Below are 20259 nucleotides of genomic sequence, written 5' to 3' on the forward strand. Positions count from 1 at the left end.
AAGGAGGCTATTATTTTAGCTATGTATGATACTAGAACTATTAAATTTAGTTATGCACTATAATTTTAGAAGCTATTAATTTGGCCTAGTATATATTTTTTTATTAATGCTAAGTCAATAGCGTTAGTCTTGCCATCTTTATTAACATCACCTGCTAATTGTGTAGCTGAATCTGTAAAACCACCTAAAATACCTTTTTTCATTAATGCCATATCAATAGCGTTGATTTTACCATCGTTATTTAAATCGCCTAGTTTATAAGAAGTAGGTGTTGATGAGTTAACAAAGGTTGAAATGAATACTAGGGATGCGTTCCAGTTTAAGCAGTTTTCATTAGTTACCCAATCTCCATCGCTATCTATATAGCATTTTCCAGGGAAGTTTGATAGTGTTTTTCCTTCTGAAGCATTAATTCCGCCTGCTAAATAACCATTTGGTACGCCAGCTTTACCATCTGCACTGTAGGTTACATGGTATATTTTTTTTGTACTATCTTCGCCATGGCCCGTTACGAAAGATTTTCTAAGAGGGTTTACTCCTAATATCCAGTTTAAACTTGCTTGGGTTTGTTTAGCAATAGTATCAGAGTAAGTACCTAAAAGTTTGGAACCTATTATGGCATCTTCCCAAGTTAATAAAATATTGGAGTTGATTCCCCAGAAAAAGCTTCCAGTTGGGTTGCTGATTTGCCATGGATTAGTGCTGGTTCTTGAGATTTTATTGTCTAACCATGTACTGAACTCAGTTTTGATCCAGCTAACCGCATTGCTATCTTTTTTATCTGCTTTTAAGTAGCACCAGAAAGCTGTTGTCCACATGTCGCCCCAGTTATGACCATAGCCGTTGGCATCTCTAAAGTAAGTAGAAAATTTAGAGTAATTGTTAAGGAAATAAGTATTATACTTATCTTCATTAGTTGCTCTAAGTAAGCTTGCTGCAGCCCATAATCTATCACTAGAATCATTGTATACATTGTATGGACCTGATGGCGAAACTATATTTGTAGGATTCTTTTCTAAATAACTCCAAGCACTTTTAGCTGCTTCAAGACACTTGTTAGCAAAGGTAGGATCAATATTTTTAAACATAATATATGAATGTGCTAATATAGCTGCGGCACATGCAGTATCATCAGTAGATTTAATATTAGTTGATCCATCTTTTATAATTCTTGGCGCACTAGAATCGCCATCTTTTCCATCTTTAGATTGTACTCTTGCATAAAAACCGCCAGAAACTGAATCTTGCATCTTTAAGATCCATTCTACCTCCCATCTTGCTTCATCAAGGATATCGACAACGCCATTACCGCTTTCTGGAATATTGAACTGATTATCTTTTAAGGTCTCTGGGAACATTTCATAAGCCCAGAACATATTTGATACAGCTAAGGCACCGTTATTTATATATTTTCCTTTATCACCTGCATCATACCAACCTTTAGTAATTTCTCGAGCAGGTTGAGTTCCTGATTCGAATTGTGCAATTGCATCATTAGGAGTTTCATCTGTACGAGGATAATCTGTAACATATGGTGCTTTAAGTTCTATGCCTTGTCTTTGATAGAAGAAGTATCTTTGAGAATCAAATAATAAATTTTTATATACATCACTGGCAATTTTAAATTTAACAGAGTTTGAATTTCCGGCATCAGGTACGGAAATATAATAAGTTCCTGGAGTTGTAACTGATGAAAAATCACCTTTTAATATTTTTTCACCTGAATCAGAATCAAAGCTACTAGCTAAAGTTAATGTACCTGAATATACAACAGCATTAGTTGTTGCATCTTTAACTTGAAATTGACTTCCAGCATTTGCGTTAAGTTCATCAGAGAATCCACTAACAAGAGCATATTTTTCTGATGATGGTAAATAACCATCTTGATTAACCTTTATTGGAGCATAGGATTTTTCGTTGTCTGTTGAAGTTATTTTTAAATCATTTATCCATGCTGTAAATATTTCAGAAGATCCTTTTACAATGTTAATGCATCTAGCTGTAGTTGGATCAAAGCCTGTTGATGGACCCATAATATCTTTTAGTGGAATTTTAACATGTTGCCAGTTTGTACTAATATTCACATAATTTTTTATACTTTTTACAGAAGTTACTGAATCACCAGCAGCTCTTTCATGAGTTTGATCTTGAAGACCTATTTGGAAGTCTTCGCCTCCAACTTTTCCTTTTACATTAAATTCAAGGTAACCATTAGCAAGATATTGAGTAAGATCTTGAGTACACCATCCTCTTAAGGTCAAAAGGCTTGACCACCATTGTGCAGAAGCTTTTGTTACGTTAAGTCTAAGAGATGGTAAACCGTTATAGGTAGCAGAGGTGTCTATTGGAAGATTACTATCACTTGCAACTTCAAGTTCTCCTCCAGCACTACCAGACCAACCTGTAATAGAAGCGCTTTTAAATACTTCTAAATCCATTAGTTTTCTTGAGACAGTAGTGTCAGCATTTACACTTAAAATAGGTGTAAATACAGAGGCTGTAAGGCTAGCAGCTAACACCAAGCCCATGATTTTTTTGTTTTTCATTAAATAACTACCTCCATTTAGTGTTGCCGCAAAAAAAATGTATATAAGGCAGCAACCTATTAATTTTTTAAATATATATATAACTTGTACCCTTTAAAGCTTTTACAATTTAAATTTGTGAAAAACAAAATGACGGATGTAAAGGGAAAAGCTATAAACACTATTTGTATGTAGATGGAAAAGTTTTCTAAAACGATTACATCTACATCTAAAGATATACTAAAAATCTGTAATTTTGTTTACACCTAAATGTAATTTAAAAATATGTAAAAATATTAGGCAATAGAGTTATATAAATATGTAATAAATTGTTGTATATTTATATATTATACAAAACATTGAAAAATCCTTTATAAAACTACAAATATGAACATTAATAAATAAATATATACATAATTGAAATATTTGGGACAAGGAAGGTATCTAGTCTACTAAATTCTCGTAATTAAGATAAGAATTTTGTTAAATAGTAAAATATTCACCGTATAATTATTTTATGGTAAAATATTCACCTAATTTCATTATACTAACAATAAATGCTAGTACAAGGGTAATAATGTGATGTAAAATGGGTAATGTTTTGCTATATAATCAAAATAAATCCTTTAATTATCCTAAAAAGTTTTCTTTTACATTCTTGAATTTTATTGAAATCCAGAGGGATAGGGAAAAAGTCTATTTCAAATCTAATTATATAATATTTTGCAATGATCAAGGTAACAGGATACAATATATAATAGCTGAATTGTTTTTTGGAGGAATGGAATGCAAAAGCAATATAAACTAGATAAGGATCAAAGAAAAGCTGTTTATTGTGAAGATGGAAATACATTGATTGTAGCAGCACCGGGAGCAGGAAAGACTACAGTAATAATAAATAGAGTTTACCACCTTATTAAAAATAGAGGGATTGATTATAGAAATATAATAGTTATAACTTTTACTAAAGCTGCTGCAGAAAATATGAAGCAGAGGTATAAGAAATTAAGTGATGATGGTAGAGTGCCGTTTTTTGGAACTTTTCATGGATTGTTTTATAAAATTCTAAGAAATTATATAGATATAAAACTGATAGAAACAAAAGAAGCATATGGCATAGTTAAAAAAGTATTAGTAACATATATGGATGAAATAAGTGAAGAAAAAATAAAGGAGACATTAAGCACTATATCCTTAGTCAAAACTTCGAGAAATATAGAGATTGAAGCTGTAGTAAAAATAGATAAAGATATTTTTTTGAGATGCTATGAAAGTTATGAGAATTATAAAAAATCTAAAGGACTTATGGACTTTGATGACCTTCAAATAAAAATTCTAGAACTTTTTCAGGAAGATGAAAGAATTCTAAATAACTATAGAAATTTGTTTAAACATATTCTGGTTGATGAATTTCAAGATTGTGATGGCATACAATTAGAAATATTGTTGCTTTTAAATAAAGCTAATAGTGTTTATGCAGTTGGTGATGAGGATCAATGTATTTACGGTTTTAGAGGTTCGAAACCACAATGTATGGTAAATTTCAATGAAACTTTTAACGGTGGAAAGAAATTATATTTAAGTACTAATTATAGAAGCAATTATAATATTGTAGATACTTCTATGAAGCTTATTGAACATAATAAGGAAAGAAATAAAAAAGTAGTTGAAGCTTTTAAGACTTCTAAAGGTGAAATAGAGGTATCAAGACCTTATGATGAAAATATACAGGGAGAAGAAATCGCAATATCCATAGCAAAAAAAGTAGTTGATAATTCTGCAAGCTATAAAGATTTTGCTGTCTTGTATAGAACAAATAATGAAAGTAGAGCAATAATCGATGCATTTTTAAGAAAGAACATTCCTTTCTATTTATTAGATAAGGAATATAATTTTTTTGATCATTTTATAATCAAAGATGTTATTGCTTACTTGAGATTAGCTATCGATCAATATGATAAAGAAAGCTTTCTTAGAATTATAAATAAGCCTTTTAGGTATTTTAGCAAAGTATCTCTTGAAAAGGTTAGAAGTTATAGTTATAAGGAGGATGTTTTTGAATTATTAAAAAAGGATCAGAATATAAAGACCTTTCAGCTTAAGGTAATCGACAACTTAAAGAGGGATATTCAAGGCTTAAATAAGAAAAGCTTACAAGGAGCTATTTATAGCATAATTAATGAATTAAATTATGGTGAGTTTCTTACGGATTATGCAGCAAAATTTAAAATCCCAGTAGAAGAAGTAATGGATATAGTTAATGAATTTCAAGAAGCTACAAAAAATATAACATCTATTTTAAAACTTCTTGACCACATAAGGGAATATAGTGAAGCTTTAGAAAATAATAAGAATAAGAGTATGGAAAATGAAGATAAGGTTATTTTATCAACGATCCATGGTGTTAAGGGGATGGAGTTTAAGGAAGTAGCTATAATTAATTGTGTAGAGGATAGTATCCCCCATAAAAATGCTGATAATGTTGAAGAAGAAAGAAGATTATTCTACGTAGCTATTACCCGGGCAATTAACAATCTTTACTTATATGTTCCCAGAAACGTAAAAGGTAAATTTAGAGAACCGTCATTTTTCATAGAACAATGTAGAATTAATTTGAATAAGAAAATTGATATTCCTTACAAGGTTGGACAAGAAGTAGTCCATAATGTTTTTGGCAAAGGAACTATTAAATATTGTGATGCTGAAAGGATAGATATAATCTTTGATAAAGGTATGGAGCGAAGCTTTAAAAGTGACATAGTGATCAATAATAATTTGCTTAAGTAATGTTAAAAACAAAAATAACTATTATCTGAGCAAAAAAATGCGGAAGTCTTTGAACAAATGTTAATAATGCTATATAATTTTAAGTAAGCTCAAAGATCAATAAGGGCGTTCATATTAAGAGTGGGAAGGTTTATATGATGGGTAATTTGATTTTTTCTTTAGATATAGGAACTCGGACTGTTATAGGAACAGTTGGATTTGTTAAGGATAAAAAATTGAATATTGTTGCGGAAGCTATGGTTGAGCATGAAGAAAGAGCCATGCTTGATGGGCAAATTCATGATATAGGACTTGTGGCTAAAGCAGTTGAGAAGGTTAAAGAATCTCTTGAAGAAAAAGTAAAAGAACCTTTAACTAAAGTGGCAATTGCAGCAGCTGGAAGATTTTTAAGAACTGTTGAAGTAAAAGTTGAGATGGAAGCAGATCCTGAAAAGGAAATTGATAAAGAAATCTTAAGAGGTCTTGAACTTACTGCTGTAAAAAAAGCAGAAGAAGAAATAAATAAAACTACTGATGGAAAGTTGTTTTGTGTTGGTTATTCAGTTAAAAACTATTACTTAAATAGCTATCTTATATCCAATTTATTATCACATAAAGGTGAAAATATAGGACTAGAGGTTATAGCAACTTTTCTTCCAAGATCTGTTGTAGATAGTTTATATGCTGTTATCAAAAAAGTTGGGTTATCTGTGTATAGTTTAACCTTAGAGCCAATAGCTGCTATTGAAGCAGCGGTTCCGCAAAAATTAAGACTATTAAATTTAGCTTTAGTAGATATTGGAGCAGGAACTTCCGATATAGCTATAACTAGCGATGATACAGTTAGTGCTTTCGGAATGGTTTCAAATGCTGGTGATGAAATAACTGAAGCTTTAGCTAAAAATTATTTAATCGACTTCAATAGCGCAGAGTTAATTAAAAGAAAATTGCAGACAGAAGAAGAGATTACTATTGTAGATATTTTAGGCTTTGAAACTGTAGTATCAAAGGAAGAAGTAATGAAGGTAATCACTCCTGTTATAAAGAAGCTTGCAGATGATATTTCACAGAAGATATTAGAACTCAATGGAAATAAAGCTCCAAATGCTGTGTTTTTAGTTGGTGGGGGAGCTCATACGCCTCTGCTTCAAGAATTAGTAGCAGAAAATCTTAATTTACCGCTTCAAAGAGTTGGGATAAGAGGAAGAGAGGCTGTTGAAGATTGTATTGGTGCAGATTTGTCTTTTGGAAGCACAGGAGTAACAGTACTTGGAATAGCCTTAGAATCCTTAAAGAAAAGTGGCAATGATTTTATTGATGTAATATTAAACGACAGTGTAATAAGTCTTTTTAATTACCGTGAAAACACTGTTATGGATGTAATACTTCAAGCAGGTTTAAATCCTAAGGTAATCATGGCGAGAAAAGGTAAGAATATAAGATTTAAGTTAAATGGTGCTACAAGAATAGGGTTTGGTGGAACTGGAAAGAATGCTGTAATAAAAATAAATGGTGAAATAGGCAATATAGATTCAAAGGTAGCTGAAGGAGATAAAATAAAAATTGACTTTGCTAAAGATGGAGAGCCTGCAAAACCAAAGATTTTAGAGTATGTTAAGGATGTTATGTCTATAAGCTTTTATTATAATGAACAATTATACTATTTAGAACCTATTGCCACTAAGAATCAGGTGAAAGCAGAATTTGAGGAGATAATTCAAGAAAATGACGTAGTAGATGTTGTCTATCCTCGTACTCTAGGTGATTTTAGAAAATATATGCTAAAAGACACCAGCGATATGTATGATTTTTATTGTGGTAATAAATTGATCAATGAATATTATGAGATAAACGAAGGCGATAAAATTTATAGTGAGATAAGAATAATAGAGAAACCAAAGGAAATAGAGAAATCAAAAGATGGTGAAGGTAATAATTTATCAACTGAAGAAGTTTATAAAGAAGTAGCCGTTGGATTAGAAGCTTCAGATAAAGTAATAAATTTATCTGATCATGTTGAGAATAAAACTGTAAATACAGTAGTGTTAGGTGAAATAGAAGTAGCAGTAAATAATGAGAAGATAATTTTAAAAGGTAAAGAAAGCTATGTATTTGTAGATATATTTAATTATGTGAATTTTGATCTCAGTTCAGCAAAAGGAATGTTACGATTATTGCTCAATGGTAAAAAAGCAAGCTTTGGTGATGTACTAAAACATGGAGATGAAATATCTATAGGTTGGGATGAACTATAATAGATTATTATATGAGTTTGAAAGCTTATATACTATGAGACAATAAGAATATCCCCCTTAATTGATAATATATAATATAATAAGTAGTTAGAGGAAATATAAGGAGGAAAACTTTTGGAATTTTTAAAAGAAGCATTAGCAATAAAAGATGAATTAATTGCAGCAAGAAGAGATTTTCATATGTATCCAGAGCTTGATTTTGATTTGCCAAGGACTTCTAAAAAGATATGTGAGTTTTTAGAAAAAGAGGGTATAGAGTATTTTACTGTGGCTAAATGCGGAGTAGTAGCAACGATTAAAGGGCAGTTAGGAGAAGGAAAAACTATTGCAGTTAGAGCTGATATGGATGCATTGCCACTTGAAGATAGAAAGCAATGTAATTATAAATCTACAGCCGATTCAAAGATGCATGCTTGTGGTCATGATGCACATACTACTATAGCATTAGGCGTGGCTAAGGTTATGAATAAAAACAAAGATAAATTTAAAGGAAATGTAAAAATTTTATTTGAGCCAGCAGAAGAAACTAGTGGTGGAGCAACTCTCATGATAGAAGAAGGTGCTCTTGAAAATCCAACAGTTGATTCAGTTATTGGTCTTCATGTTGCAGAGGATATACCATGTGGAAAAGCTGGTATCATATATGATATTTTCAATGCTGCTTCGAACCCATTTACAATAACAATTAAAGGTAAGGGTGGACATGGAGCTCACCCAGATTCAGCAGTAGACCCAATAGTTATCGCTGCAAATGTTATTAATGCTCTTCAAACTATTGTTAGCAGAGAAATAACTCCTACAGATGCAACTGTTATTACTATTGGTTTTATAAGTGGAGGAACAGCTCAAAATATAATTCCTGAAGAAGTTAAAATTGGTGGAATTATAAGAACTATTAAACCTGAGCATAGAGAACTTGTTACAAGAAGAGTTCCAGAAATAACAGAAGGAATTGTAAAAGCTATGAGAGGTACTTGTGAGATAAAAATATCAGAAGGATACCCTTGCTTAATAAATGACAATGCTACTGTTGATCTAATTAAAGATGCAGCAGAAAAAGTAGTAGGCGTGGAGAATGTAATAAAGCTTAAAGCTCCAAGTATGGGAGTTGAAAGCTTTGCATATTTTTCTAATGCAAAACCTTCAGCATTTTATGTTCTAGGTACTAGGAATGAAGAAAAGGGAATTGTACATCCAGCCCATGGAAGCCTCTTTGATGTTGATGAAGATGCTCTTCCTATTGGAGTTGCAATTCAATGTACAGCAGCCTTTGAGTTTTTGAAGGGATAATTGGAGGAATATATGAGAATTACTATAGGAACAAATGAACAAGGTCAAAGAACTGATAAGTTCGTAAGAAAATGGCTTCAAGATCTGCCTTTAAGTGCTTTATACAAAGCTTTTAGAAAGGGAGATATCAGAGTAAATGGAAAAAAAGTTAAGGAGAACTATTTTCTTCAAGAAGGTGATGTGGTAGAAACCTCAAAGTACGTTCAGGCATCACCAAAAAAGGAACTTAACTTTCAAAAGATAGAAAATGTTCATTTGAAAATAACTTTTGAAGATGAAAACATTCTTCTAGTTGAAAAATGGCCAGGAGTATTAGTTCATGCAGATAAAAAGAACGGAGATCCAACACTAACAGATTATGTGCTTTCGTATCTTCACGACAAAGGAGACTATTTACCAGAAAATGAAGTAACTTTTACACCAGCTTCTTGTAATAGGCTAGATAGAAACACTAGTGGTATTGTTATTTTTGGAAAAACTTTTGAGGGCTTAAAAGCTTTAAATGAGATGGTAAGGGATAGAAGAATACAGAAATACTATATGGCGTTAGTTCAAGGAAAGCTTAAAGATGGAAGATATGATGCTTATATTTCTAAGGATGAAAGTCAAAATCTTTCTAAGATATATAATGAAGGTGGAGCAGATAGAAAGAAGATTTCCATGGAAGTTAAAACTCTAGAAACTGTTGGTTCTTATTCTCTTTTAGATATTGAACTTATAACAGGAAGAAGCCATCAGTTAAGAGCTCATCTAAGTCATTTAGGGAACCCAATTGTTGGAGATAGTAAGTACGGTGACAAAAAGCTTAATAGTTTCTTTAATAATAAATATGGGGTTAATTATCAATTCTTATATGCGTATAAGTTGATTTTTAGAGATTGTCCAGAAAAAATAAAGTATATGGAAAATAAGACTATAGCTGAATCCCTACCACCTGTACTTAAAAAGATCAAGAATGATACATTAAAATTCTTTTAACAAGAATTTTTAGACAATAAAATAATCGTTATAGATGTTTCCATTAGAAAAATACATTAAGGTTATCAATGGTATATGTATATTATGTAGAAATATTATCGGAACTTATATAGTTTTTAGCACTCTAGATTTATAAAACTCTAGAGTGCTAATTTTTTTAACTAAGATATTGAGTAGACTTTTTTGAAAGGTAAAAATAACTAAGGAATGTTCCAGCAATGATGCATATAACTTTTATGTTATATGGTAAGGGCGGAACAATATTGTTGAAAATTCCAAATATTAAAAATGTAAGTAATCCTATTAAGCAATAGATGAATACATTGACATAACTAATTTTTAAATACACTACTTTCTTTATCTCAATTATATTTAGGATGTAAGCTAAAGCTGTAGTTACAAATACTGCTATACCATAACCATAAATATTTATAAAAGGAATTCTTGTAAATATGTAAAGACATATTATTTCTACTACAGACATTATAAGAGAATTTCTTAGAATCTCTTTTTGTCTTCCAAGACCACTGAGCAATCCAAAAGTAGTACTAGATAAATACATAAGTGGTGCAGTGAAAGCTGCAAACTTTATATATGGAGCAATATGAGGTTTAGAATAAAAAATATCCCCAAGTTCTTTAGGAATTAATGATCCCACAACAATAGTTGCTATTCCAAGGAAAAAAGATAGCTTCAAAGATTGAACAATTCTTCTTTCTAATCTAAAGTAATTTTTGTTAGCTATTTCTTTAGATAGTTCTGGAACAAGCAACGTTGCCATTGACATTATAATTATCGCAGGAAACATTGTTATTGTATAAGCCATACCTGTAAATTCACCTATTAAAGTTAATGCTTCACTATATGAGACTCCAGAAGCAACAAGACGTCTTGGAACTATCAAGGTTGAAGCTGTACCAAGGATAGAACTAAGTAAAGTATTAATAAGTAGTGGTGCCATTACTATAAGAACGTCAAAAAGTATTTGTACTGAATTTTCTATATTCTCATTTGGTTCCACAGGTAGCTTTTTTTTACTGTTATTGTAGCTAACCACAAGAAAAAGCAAACTTACAAATTCTCCAAACATAAATGCTCCATATACTGCTGATACTGTTTCTGTTAAATCTTTTAGATGCAAAATTTCAATAGAAGCTAAAATTGCAAAAATTCTAATAAGTTTTTCTAGAATATCTATGTACGCAGGAGTAACAGCCTTTGATATAGAGTAGAAGTATGATTTATAAATAGCACTTAGCGCAACAAATATTATAGCTGGACTTATAAGTTTTATAGATAAAGCTGTTCTTACATCTTTAATAATATAAGTAGCTATAAAGGATGAAGAGAAAAATATAGTAATAGCTATAAGAGTTGACCATATTAGCTCAAAGGTTATTGAAACCTTAACAACTTTAAGTAAGCTCTTATATCTTTTTTGACTATGAAACTCTGCACCTTTCCTTGAAATAGATGCTACTAGCCCTCCACAGGCAAGGCATATAAAAAGGTCATAAACAGGCATAACAAGAGCATATAAGCCTAAACCTTCTGAGCCTAATTTCCTTGTAAGAATAATAGAAAAAACAAAGCGAAATACACCCATAGCTGAATTGGAAATAGACAATATCAAAGTTTCTTTTAAAAAGCTATCTATCTTTTTCAAGGATATAAGCACCCCCCATTGATTATTAATGAAAAAACCTTTATGGTTTATTAAATTAAGAAATAAGTTCTCAAAAAAATATGATTTTATATAGTAGATGTTCTTTATAAAATATGAAGGGCATTTTTACTATATGCAAAGAATTATTTTTATCGGTCATAAATTTATATTTTTTACAGGATGAAGAGTCTATGAAACTTATCATAATATATATAAAGATCCAATATAAATAACATAAGAACTATAGAAATGGTGGAGGGAAAATGAAGAAGAGATATTTTAAAGGAATGATAAGACTAATTATTGTTTCTATAGCAGTTACTGCCTGTGTTTTAGGCGTAACTTTAATTCTAAAAGGCTATGATATAAAAATTAATGATAACAATTTATATTGGAGTATACAGTATAAAGGATTAGAAGGAGCAAGGGATTTCGTAAGTGATAATCAGGGGAATTTTTATGTAGCTTTCAAAGATAAAATATTATTAATATCTAATAAAGGCGATACTAAGTACATAGTAAAAAGTAAAAAGTATGATATTTCAACACTGAGTTGGAGTCATGATAATGTATTTTTTATTTCTCAAAAGTTTCTCTATAAGATCGATGTAAAAAATAAAAAGATTACTGAGCTTATGAAAGATTTACCAGTGAGTTATGCTCACAAACCTATTATGAGATTATATAATGATAAGTTATACATAGCCATTGGGAGCAGTACAAACTCTGGAGTTGCAGAAAAAGGAGAAAAGCAAGATATTCTTCCATATACAATAACCTCAAAAGGAAAGATTTTCGGAGAAGCAAAGACAGGAGCCTTTATGTCTTACGGTGAGAATGTTGAAGAAGGAAGCAAAATAAAGGGCAAGGGAATAGGGAATGCTAGTGTTTTAATATATGACCTTAAGAAAAATTCCTATAATACTATGGCTTGGGGAATACGAAGCGTAGAGGGAATGGAATTTAACAGTATGGGAAATCTTATAGCTGCTGTTAGCGGCATGGAGAATAAAGGCTTAAGGCCAATCAAAGGAGATAATGATTACATTTATATTATAAGAGATGGAAGCTGGTATGGATGGCCAGATTACAGCGGTGGAGATCCAGTTGAATCACCTAGGTTTTTAGGAATTGATGATACAAGGGTAGCTTTTGTTATGGACAATCATCCTACAACAAACCCCCCAGCGCCTATGTATATTCATAAATATCTTTCATCTATCAAGATGCTTACGGTAGATAAAGATGGATATCTAGGAAAAAAGGATTTTATATACTTTTTTGATAGTACAGCAAAGAAAATTTATACACTGAATAAAAAAGGTGCTGTTACAGAATTTGCGAAGTTAGGAATAGCTTCAGACATAGCAAGTATGAAATTTATAGATGAAAAGCTGTATCTTTTAGATAGAAAAAATGGAAATGTTATTTCAATAGGAACAGAGGATAATAAAGTTATTATAAAGAATAGAAAAGCATTTATACTGTTGGCAACAATATTTATATCAGTATTAATCTTACTTAAGGTATTATATGAAAATCTAAAGAATAAGCATAATAAATAATATTTGAAGATAGTCATAGTCTATATTGGGGAGATGATAGTATGAGTGGCGTTTTTATAAACATGGAGAATGAAGTATTCAGAGGCGATGTTTTAGATATTGGCTTTGAAAATTATGGTATAGTTTATAGTGTGTGTAAGAGTTTTCAAGATGAAATCGCTGTTGATTATGTAGATAACATTAAAGAACAGGAAAAAGCATTTAAAGAATCCTACGATTCTTGTGTGATGTTTTTTTCATTAAGAGAAGTATTATTTACCTACAGTAAAAAACGACTATTAAAGAATGTAAGCAGATTACTTAAGTCAAATGGCGATTTGTACATATGGGATGTTGAAAAGAATTTTAAAGAAAGTATAACCAAAAAGGTTATAGTAGCACTTCCAGATAAAAAGGTGAAGGAAATAGAGATTAAGGAAAGTAATCCTCTAAAGGATACAACAATGTCATCAACGTTAACCATAGTGTCGGAGTGTTTTGATGTTCTTGATACGAAGTGCTCAAATGGTATCTACTATATTAAGGGCAGAAAGAAAATCGCGGTGAGAAGATAAATAGGAATTGAAAAAGAATTGGAAAGGCTCAATAACTGGCAAGAAAGAAGAAGGTTGAAATTAAAGCTATAGAATATTATGTGTTATAAGAGTATGGCAGTAGGTGGGGTAAAACCTTGCTTGCTGCTTTTGTTTGTGTCGAGCTATTTGGTAAAAGGTTGTAAAAATACTTATTAATTGTTATTTAGTGAAGGGATTTGAATTAAATTGAAGAATAGTAGAATTATAGAGAAGTGCGTCTAATGTCTATAATGGGTAGTTGATAGCAAGCACCAACATGGGATTCCTTATGGGTACGATCCAGCAACATTGGAGATGCGGAAACGTTATGTACTATGCTCGACAATAATTATAAATTTTCATGAAAGGGGGATGTTAAATGAAATGCTATTATCAAGGATGTAATGATGAAGGAATAACAAAAGAGCATATTCCTCCACGTTCATTCTTTCCAGATGGAGAAAAAGAACAATTATTAACTGTTAAATCATGCGAAAAACACAACAATGCCAAGTCCCAAAATGATCTTTATGTACTAATCCATATATGTATGAATGCATCACCAAGTAATCGAGCTCGAGAAGTATTTCTTAACAAAGTAAAACCGCAATTAGATTTCAACAATAATGCACTACGTAAGAAACTATTAGAGCATGCTGTTAGTATGGAGAATGGAACTGTGAAATATAAAGTTGACATTTCGAGATTTGATGAGTTCTTCACGGCATTATCATGTGGAATAATTTATAAAAGCTGTGATTGTTCACTTCCTTTACATTATTCTATTTCTCATATTTATCCTAATTTTGAAAGTAATGATGACTTTAAGGTTAAGCAGATTGAAAAATTTATTGATCAGTTTTATTCAGGAAAACCTATGAATTTTATTAATTTTGGCAAGCCAAACACAAAAAATGAAAGTATATATACTGTAAAAGTATTTGGTATACCAGAATTTAAGTCAAGTATAACTATTGTTCATGAATTTTATGGTACTTTTAAAGTCATATCAATGCTTACAACAACTTTGGACAGAAAAGAATTATAAGATATTGATCTTGTTTTGTTATGATATGTATGGAAATATTAAATCAAAAGCACTTGTGTAAAAGTGAAATTAAAATACACTTGTTATTTGAATTAATAGAGTTAATAAAGCACAACGTGGTGAATTTGAATATAGACCTAATTTGAAAGATATTATTGAAAAAGAATAATTTTTATTCGGAAAATTAATTGCTGACAATGATTACAAAAGGCTTAGGTTTCACGCGTGAAAAATATGAAAGTGCAATTAGGAAACTAATTATTGATTATAAAGATTCGAGAAAATATTTAAAAACATTGCTAACTAATCTTACAATCCTAATTGATAAATAAGACTACACCTAAGAAGTGAGCAAAGCTAATGGGTTTATAAATGTAGAATAGAAATGAAAAGGAAGCTGGATCAAATGGAATATTTACTTATCAAAGACTACTCTAGGGTAATAATGATTGTTTGATTGATTGACATCAAATCGAGAGAGAGCGAAACTGCCATTATCTCATAAAACTGGATAAGTAATGTTTATAATGGCAGTTTGCCTTTAGGTTTCTAAGGTATGTAATCTCGCTTCAATAGACAATAACGTTTCTAATTAAAAAAGCAGCTACTAATATTAGGCACTTAGAAATATAAACACGCAAGAATATAGAGAATTTTAGGAAACGACTTGGAAATCCATATGAAAAAGAAATTGTATAGATGTAACACTGTATGATGGAACTATCACATACGGTGTGAATTGCAGGAAAATCTAGACTAACAGTTACTTTGATAGTAAAAGAGGTTGTTACCTATCGTTATTAAAATATGAATGTTTTTTATCCCCCAAAAAATTTCTGTAATAGACACCTGTGAGCTCATAGTTATGAGTACAATAACGTCATAGAGTGAAGTTATAGGAATTCTCGGAAGATATTTTTATATATCAAAATAGAGAATATGAAGTGAAAGAGAGGAATTAATTAAAGTGACAACATATAAGGATTTAGGTGAGAAGTATATTTTTATTAAGTTAGGTTCAAAGGAACGATTGGAAAATTTACAAAAGACAGGAAGATTATATATGAAAAATCTTAAATACTTTATTAATCTTGAAAAAGAAACTGGAGAGAAAGGGAGAGGTGATGAGCAAGAGGCATCTCAATTAATAATTAAAAAGCATGAATTATTTATAAATGGTGAAGAAGTAGAAATTGGTCCTCCACCAGGAATTATTAGAGATGAAAAGTATTTAAATTCACCTATTTTTTGTCTAATGCATAGAAATATTTTTTGAAACTGTACTAAAGATGCTTTTCCTAACTTTGAATTTAATATTCAATTTGATGAGAAAGTACTTAGTGATTTTAAGGATGATGAGCTTCCACATGCGCTATTTATATATAATGCTGAGGAATTTTTAAATAGAGTAGATGTAGCTATCGAAAATTTGAATGTGAGAGCAAAGCGGGCGATTGTAAAATACAGGGATAAAAGGATACCAAATATTGTTGATAATGCAATTGTTTTGGATGATGTTTTCACAAAAGATATTTCATTTAAGCATCAAGAAGAATATAGAATTTTATTAGATATGGAAGTTGAAGACCATTTTATATTAGAGATAGGAAGTATTGAAGATATTTCTAAGGTAAATAACTATAGTGTGATTAAAAATGGGCTAAAAGTTAAATATGAAGTAACGGGAACTATGCCAGAAGATTAATTCAGGATATTATAGGTTCTCAGATAGAAATATTGAAGTTATATTAGATCAAACAGTGAAAAACGTTATATATTTTATGAAGCATATAAATACTTAATAACATTGTATTATCTTATTATCCATAAAAAAAGCTGCTACCATAGATAGCAGATAAGAAATAGAGTTAAGTAAACATCATAGCTAATGGGTTAGAGTTAACTGCAGATTGAAGTTGATGTTCATAAATATGAGTATAGATTTCAGTTGTAGCAACACTTTCATGTCCAAGGATTTGCTGTAGCGAGCGTATATCTACTCTACCATATTTATACATAAGAGTAGCTGCTGTATGCCTTAGTTTATGTGTTGATATAGACTTTGAATCTAATCCAGAAGAAAGAACATATTTTTTTATGATGTTTTGGATGGCTCTTGTAGTAATGCGGTTACTGTTTCTAGATATAAATAGAGCATTAGTATCAACGTTAATAGAATTTCTAATATGTAACCAATTATTAATAGCTTTCTTAGCAGCTGGTGTTAGAAAAATTTTACGTTCTTTATTGCCCTTGCCAACTACAGATAAAGTATCATTATTAACTTGATCTATGTTTAAACTAGCGAGTTCAGATAATCTTAAAGCACAATTTAGAAAAATGGTTATTATACAGTGATCTCTTATAGATTTTTTGCATTCCATTAATAGTCGGAATGATTTTTCTAAATTAAGATATTTAGGAATTCTCTTAGGTAATTTGGGAGTTTCTAATTCTTCAGCAATATTATTATCAATAACATGTGCTTTAGTTTTAAGATACTTCCAAAATTGACGAATGGAAACTATTTTTCTTGCACGGGTTCCGGCAGAAGAATTTAAAGTTTTTTGACAATAGGAAATAAAAGAATACATATCATTTAGGTTAATAGATTTTATAAACTCTAAATCTATTTGGGCAAAATTGCTATCAGCAACAGTAATACTACGTGATTTAAGAATGTAGCTGAAAAACATTAGTAGATCAATGCGATATTCCAAAATTGTATTTTCAGAACGATTTTTTATTATAGAGAGATATCCTAAGTATTGCTCAACCAATGGACAAGTTTTATTAGATTGCATAATTAACACCTCCATAACAATTATTAACATAGTTGTTATGCTATAAACTTTGTTAAGGCAAAAAGTTATCTAATTGAAATTAGATAAGTTGTGTCTATAATGGGACGTTAATAAATGAAGAATAAATTGTATACTTAGTGAAAAAAATCATGGATCAATATTAAAGCAAACTTGTAAAATTGATGAATAAAAATTAAACTTTATAATATAAGGAGAGAAAGTATATGTCATATAATTTGAAGGACAAGCTTGTAATAGCAATATCGTCAAGAGCAATTTTTGATTTAGAGAAAGAAAATGAAATCTATGAGAAAGAAGGGCTTGAAAAATACTCTAAATTTCAAGTAGAAAATGAAGAAAAGATTTTAGAAAAAGGGACAGCTTTTCCACTTATACAGGCTCTTCTTAATCTTAATAATAAATTTGATGAGCCAATAGTAGAAGTGATTGTAATGTCGAGAAATAGTCCAGAAACAGGGCTAAGAGTTTTTAACAGTATAAAACATTATGAATTAAATATAGTTAGAGCTGCATTCACTGGCGGTGAGGATATAGCACGATATTTAGGAGCTTTTGAAGTAGATTTATTTTTATCTAAAAATGAACATGATGTTCAAGATGCTATCGATAAAGGATATGCGTCAGCATTGATTTATAATATTCCTAATGATTTTAAACCTGCAGAGAATGAGATACGTATAGCATTTGATGCTGATGCAGTTGTATTTTCAGAAGAGTCAGAGAAAATATATAAAGAGAAAGGATTAGAAGCTTTCTTAGAAAATGAAAAGAATAATGCGGAAAAATTATTGCCGGAGGGACCATTTGGAAAGCTGTTAAAAACATTATCGAAAATTAAGGATAAGGATAGTTCATTACTAAGAATAGCAATAGTAACAGCAAGAAATAGTCCAGCACATAAACGTGTTATTTTAACACTTAGACAATGGGGCTGTATAGTAGATGATGCATTCTTTTTAGGCGGAGTATCAAAGAATGAAGTACTTAAGGCATTTAATGCACATATATTCTTTGATGATCAAGATACTCATGTTGCTCCAGCATCAGAATTAATTCCATCGGGTCGTGTGCCATATAAATCAAATTCAAGTATGAATTTAGATGAGGTATCATAATTATAAATTAGGCAGTTTACTGATATTTTTTCTGTTTAATAGTAAATATAAGATAAAATTTGAGGTGAATTATAATTTAAAACTTTAATTATATTATTGTATCTATGATGGAAAGTAATATGTTATATTCATTTAATTGATATGTATTATTCAAAAGAAAGATGGTGTTTATTATGAATAAGCTAAGCGTAGTTGATATTCAAATTATAGATAAATGCAACAGAAAATGTAGATATTGCTTTGGACCTAGACCTAATAAAGATATTTTAAGTTATGATACAATAAGAAATATATTAGATGAAATGAGTTTAAATCAAATTAATAATTTAAGTATTACTGGTGGGGAGCCACTAATGCATCCAGATATAAAGGGAATCTTAAGCTATGCAAAAGAAAAAGATTTTAACATAAGTTTATCAACTAACACAGATTTCTTTAAAAATAATACTGAACTACTAAAATATATAGATATATTAGGAATACCTTTAGATTCTAGTGTTATGGAAGAACATGATAGAGTAAGAGGAAATGGAAGTTACAATAGTGTGATAGATACTATCAAATATATAGAACATAATGGAAGTTGTGATGTTAGAATTGGAACAGTTTTAAGTAATAACAATAAAAAAGATATTAAAAGTATAGCAAATATTATAAAAAAATATGAATGTATTAAAGTCTGGAGGATATATGATGAATTAAAGTATGGATATAAAAATGACAAGCTTATTATAGAAAATCAAATTAATGAGAATATTATGATGGAAGTCAGTAAAATGTTGAATAAAAAAGAAGTTACATATGTTTCAAGAAGAAATAGGAATTTAGGATATTTTATTATAGAACCAGATGGACAAGTATTTATGCCTATGATATCTGAAAAAAGAGATTATAAGAACTACATAGGAGATATTTATCGTGACTCTTTTAAAAAATTATTGAAAGTGTGGAATAAACTTTGTGATGCAAATAATCACACTAATATGAATCTAAATATTTTTAAGGAGATAAACAATGGAAAGTGAAGAGAAGATTAAATATCTAAAAGATATTTATTTGCAACAACATTATTTTATTGATAGGCATGACAGTATGAGCGAAAAGTATATTAATACATTAACATATATAGCGACAGCATTAACTGTATTATTTTCCCTTAATATTGACGGGATTAAGGACTATAAGGCAGTATTTGCAATAAGCTTTACTCTGCTTATCATCTTTCTTTCTGTAGCAATAGTAAAAGTAATGAGTGTATTTAATCCTCTTTCTAAACATTTTATTAAAAAAAATAGAAAGATAAATTATAGGACAGAGGATATTAATGAATCATTTATTTATTATAGAGGCATTATTAATCGTGTAAAAAATGGTGGTGATAGTAAGTTTATAGAGGATATTAATATAGAGAATTTACTAAAAGACTTTATGGGACAGATATATATATTAGCAAAATATTGTGAAGAAAAAAGAGAAAGATTAGAGAATGCAAAAAAATGGGTGATCGGTACTGTAGTAATGTCAATTGTGAATGCTTTTTTAGTTTTATATATTAATATTATTTAAATTCGTCTATTCTCACTAAATTTAGATGAAGTTTACTTCAATAAATGTAGAACAATTGGATTATTATAATAGAGAACTGATGTCTTACATATGATAATTTAAATCA

At 30.0% G+C, this 20259-nt stretch carries 15 protein-coding genes; 12 read left to right on the top strand and 3 right to left on the bottom strand.

Annotated elements, in window-relative coordinates; translation table 11 throughout:
• Positions 1–65: 65 nt before the first annotated feature.
• Entirely contained in the window at positions 66–2546 is a 2481-nt protein-coding gene (locus tag CLOCEL_RS08165) for a glycoside hydrolase family 9 protein (protein ID WP_010077421.1), read from the bottom strand.
• Between the two features lie 765 nt (positions 2547–3311).
• Between CLOCEL_RS08165 and CLOCEL_RS08175 the strand changes: the two genes are divergently transcribed.
• From CLOCEL_RS08175 to CLOCEL_RS08190, 4 genes are all read left to right on the top strand, one after another.
• Positions 3312–5312 carry an ATP-dependent helicase gene (locus CLOCEL_RS08175; RefSeq protein WP_010077419.1) on the top strand — a complete coding sequence of 667 codons (2001 nt, stop codon included), beginning with the start codon at positions 3312–3314 and terminating at the stop codon, positions 5310–5312.
• A gap of 134 nt (positions 5313–5446) precedes the next feature.
• A complete protein-coding gene (gene pilM, locus CLOCEL_RS08180; RefSeq protein ID WP_013291685.1) occupies positions 5447–7546 on the top strand; it encodes a pilus assembly protein PilM in 2100 nt (699 codons plus the stop codon).
• Positions 7547–7660: 114 nt separating this feature from the next.
• Positions 7661–8836 (top strand): M20 metallopeptidase family protein, encoded by a 1176-nt coding sequence (locus tag CLOCEL_RS08185; RefSeq protein ID WP_010077417.1) that lies wholly within the window; start codon positions 7661–7663, stop codon positions 8834–8836.
• A gap of 12 nt (positions 8837–8848) precedes the next feature.
• Entirely contained in the window at positions 8849–9814 is a 966-nt protein-coding gene (locus CLOCEL_RS08190) for an RluA family pseudouridine synthase (protein WP_010077416.1), read from the top strand.
• 157 nt (positions 9815–9971) lie between these two features.
• Here the strand turns inward: CLOCEL_RS08190 and spoVB are convergent, their stop codons facing one another.
• Entirely contained in the window at positions 9972–11480 is a 1509-nt protein-coding gene (gene spoVB, locus CLOCEL_RS08195) for a stage V sporulation protein B (RefSeq protein ID WP_010077415.1), read from the bottom strand.
• 263 nt (positions 11481–11743) lie between these two features.
• On the opposite strand from spoVB, the gene CLOCEL_RS08200 reads away from it, so the two are divergent.
• From CLOCEL_RS08200 to CLOCEL_RS08220, 5 genes are all read left to right on the top strand, one after another.
• The gene (locus tag CLOCEL_RS08200) at positions 11744–13045 is read left to right on the top strand and encodes a PQQ-dependent sugar dehydrogenase family protein (protein WP_010077414.1); all 1302 of its coding nucleotides are present in this window, start codon (positions 11744–11746) and stop codon (positions 13043–13045) included.
• Positions 13046–13086: 41 nt separating this feature from the next.
• The gene (locus CLOCEL_RS08205) at positions 13087–13599 is read left to right on the top strand and encodes a hypothetical protein (protein WP_010077413.1); all 513 of its coding nucleotides are present in this window, start codon (positions 13087–13089) and stop codon (positions 13597–13599) included.
• A 379-nt stretch (positions 13600–13978) separates the two neighbouring features.
• A complete protein-coding gene (locus CLOCEL_RS08210; RefSeq protein ID WP_010077412.1) occupies positions 13979–14647 on the top strand; it encodes a hypothetical protein in 669 nt (222 codons plus the stop codon).
• Positions 14648–15614: 967 nt separating this feature from the next.
• A complete protein-coding gene (locus CLOCEL_RS08215; protein WP_010077411.1) occupies positions 15615–15923 on the top strand; it encodes a hypothetical protein in 309 nt (102 codons plus the stop codon).
• Positions 15924–16082: 159 nt separating this feature from the next.
• The gene (locus CLOCEL_RS08220; RefSeq protein WP_013291686.1) at positions 16083–16352 is read left to right on the top strand and encodes a hypothetical protein; all 270 of its coding nucleotides are present in this window, start codon (positions 16083–16085) and stop codon (positions 16350–16352) included.
• Positions 16353–16515: 163 nt separating this feature from the next.
• On the opposite strand, the gene CLOCEL_RS08225 is transcribed toward CLOCEL_RS08220, so the two are convergent.
• A complete protein-coding gene (locus CLOCEL_RS08225; protein ID WP_010077409.1) occupies positions 16516–17451 on the bottom strand; it encodes a tyrosine recombinase XerC in 936 nt (311 codons plus the stop codon).
• Between the two features lie 224 nt (positions 17452–17675).
• Between CLOCEL_RS08225 and CLOCEL_RS08230 the strand changes: the two genes are divergently transcribed.
• The 3 genes from CLOCEL_RS08230 (at position 17676) to CLOCEL_RS08240 (ending at position 20153) form a co-directional block, all read left to right on the top strand.
• Positions 17676–18587 (top strand): 5'-nucleotidase, encoded by a 912-nt coding sequence (locus CLOCEL_RS08230; RefSeq protein WP_010077408.1) that lies wholly within the window; start codon positions 17676–17678, stop codon positions 18585–18587.
• Positions 18588–18760: 173 nt separating this feature from the next.
• Positions 18761–19612, top strand: coding sequence for a radical SAM protein (locus tag CLOCEL_RS08235; protein WP_010077407.1), 852 nt, complete (start codon positions 18761–18763; stop codon positions 19610–19612).
• A complete protein-coding gene (locus tag CLOCEL_RS08240) occupies positions 19602–20153 on the top strand; it encodes a Pycsar system effector family protein (protein WP_010077406.1) in 552 nt (183 codons plus the stop codon). Before CLOCEL_RS08235 ends, CLOCEL_RS08240 begins: the two co-directional genes overlap by 11 nt.
• Positions 20154–20259 lie beyond the last annotated feature (106 nt).

This window comes from Clostridium cellulovorans 743B, assembly GCF_000145275.1.
GTDB lineage: Bacteria > Bacillota > Clostridia > Clostridiales > Clostridiaceae > Clostridium_K > Clostridium_K cellulovorans.

Coding starts and splice junctions, on each gene's coding strand:
- pilM (WP_013291685.1), top strand. CDS start 5,447: ATGATGGGTAATTTGATTTTTTCTTTAGATATAGGAACTCGGACTGTT.
- CLOCEL_RS08235 (WP_010077407.1), top strand. CDS start 18,761: ATGAATAAGCTAAGCGTAGTTGATATTCAAATTATAGATAAATGCAAC.
- CLOCEL_RS08175 (WP_010077419.1), top strand. CDS start 3,312: ATGCAAAAGCAATATAAACTAGATAAGGATCAAAGAAAAGCTGTTTAT.
- CLOCEL_RS08200 (WP_010077414.1), top strand. CDS start 11,744: ATGAAGAAGAGATATTTTAAAGGAATGATAAGACTAATTATTGTTTCT.
- CLOCEL_RS08240 (WP_010077406.1), top strand. CDS start 19,602: ATGGAAAGTGAAGAGAAGATTAAATATCTAAAAGATATTTATTTGCAA.
- CLOCEL_RS08205 (WP_010077413.1), top strand. CDS start 13,087: ATGAGTGGCGTTTTTATAAACATGGAGAATGAAGTATTCAGAGGCGAT.
- CLOCEL_RS08210 (WP_010077412.1), top strand. CDS start 13,979: ATGAAATGCTATTATCAAGGATGTAATGATGAAGGAATAACAAAAGAG.
- CLOCEL_RS08190 (WP_010077416.1), top strand. CDS start 8,849: ATGAGAATTACTATAGGAACAAATGAACAAGGTCAAAGAACTGATAAG.
- CLOCEL_RS08165 (WP_010077421.1), bottom strand. CDS start 2,546: ATGAAAAACAAAAAAATCATGGGCTTGGTGTTAGCTGCTAGCCTTACA.
- CLOCEL_RS08225 (WP_010077409.1), bottom strand. CDS start 17,451: ATGCAATCTAATAAAACTTGTCCATTGGTTGAGCAATACTTAGGATAT.
- CLOCEL_RS08230 (WP_010077408.1), top strand. CDS start 17,676: ATGTCATATAATTTGAAGGACAAGCTTGTAATAGCAATATCGTCAAGA.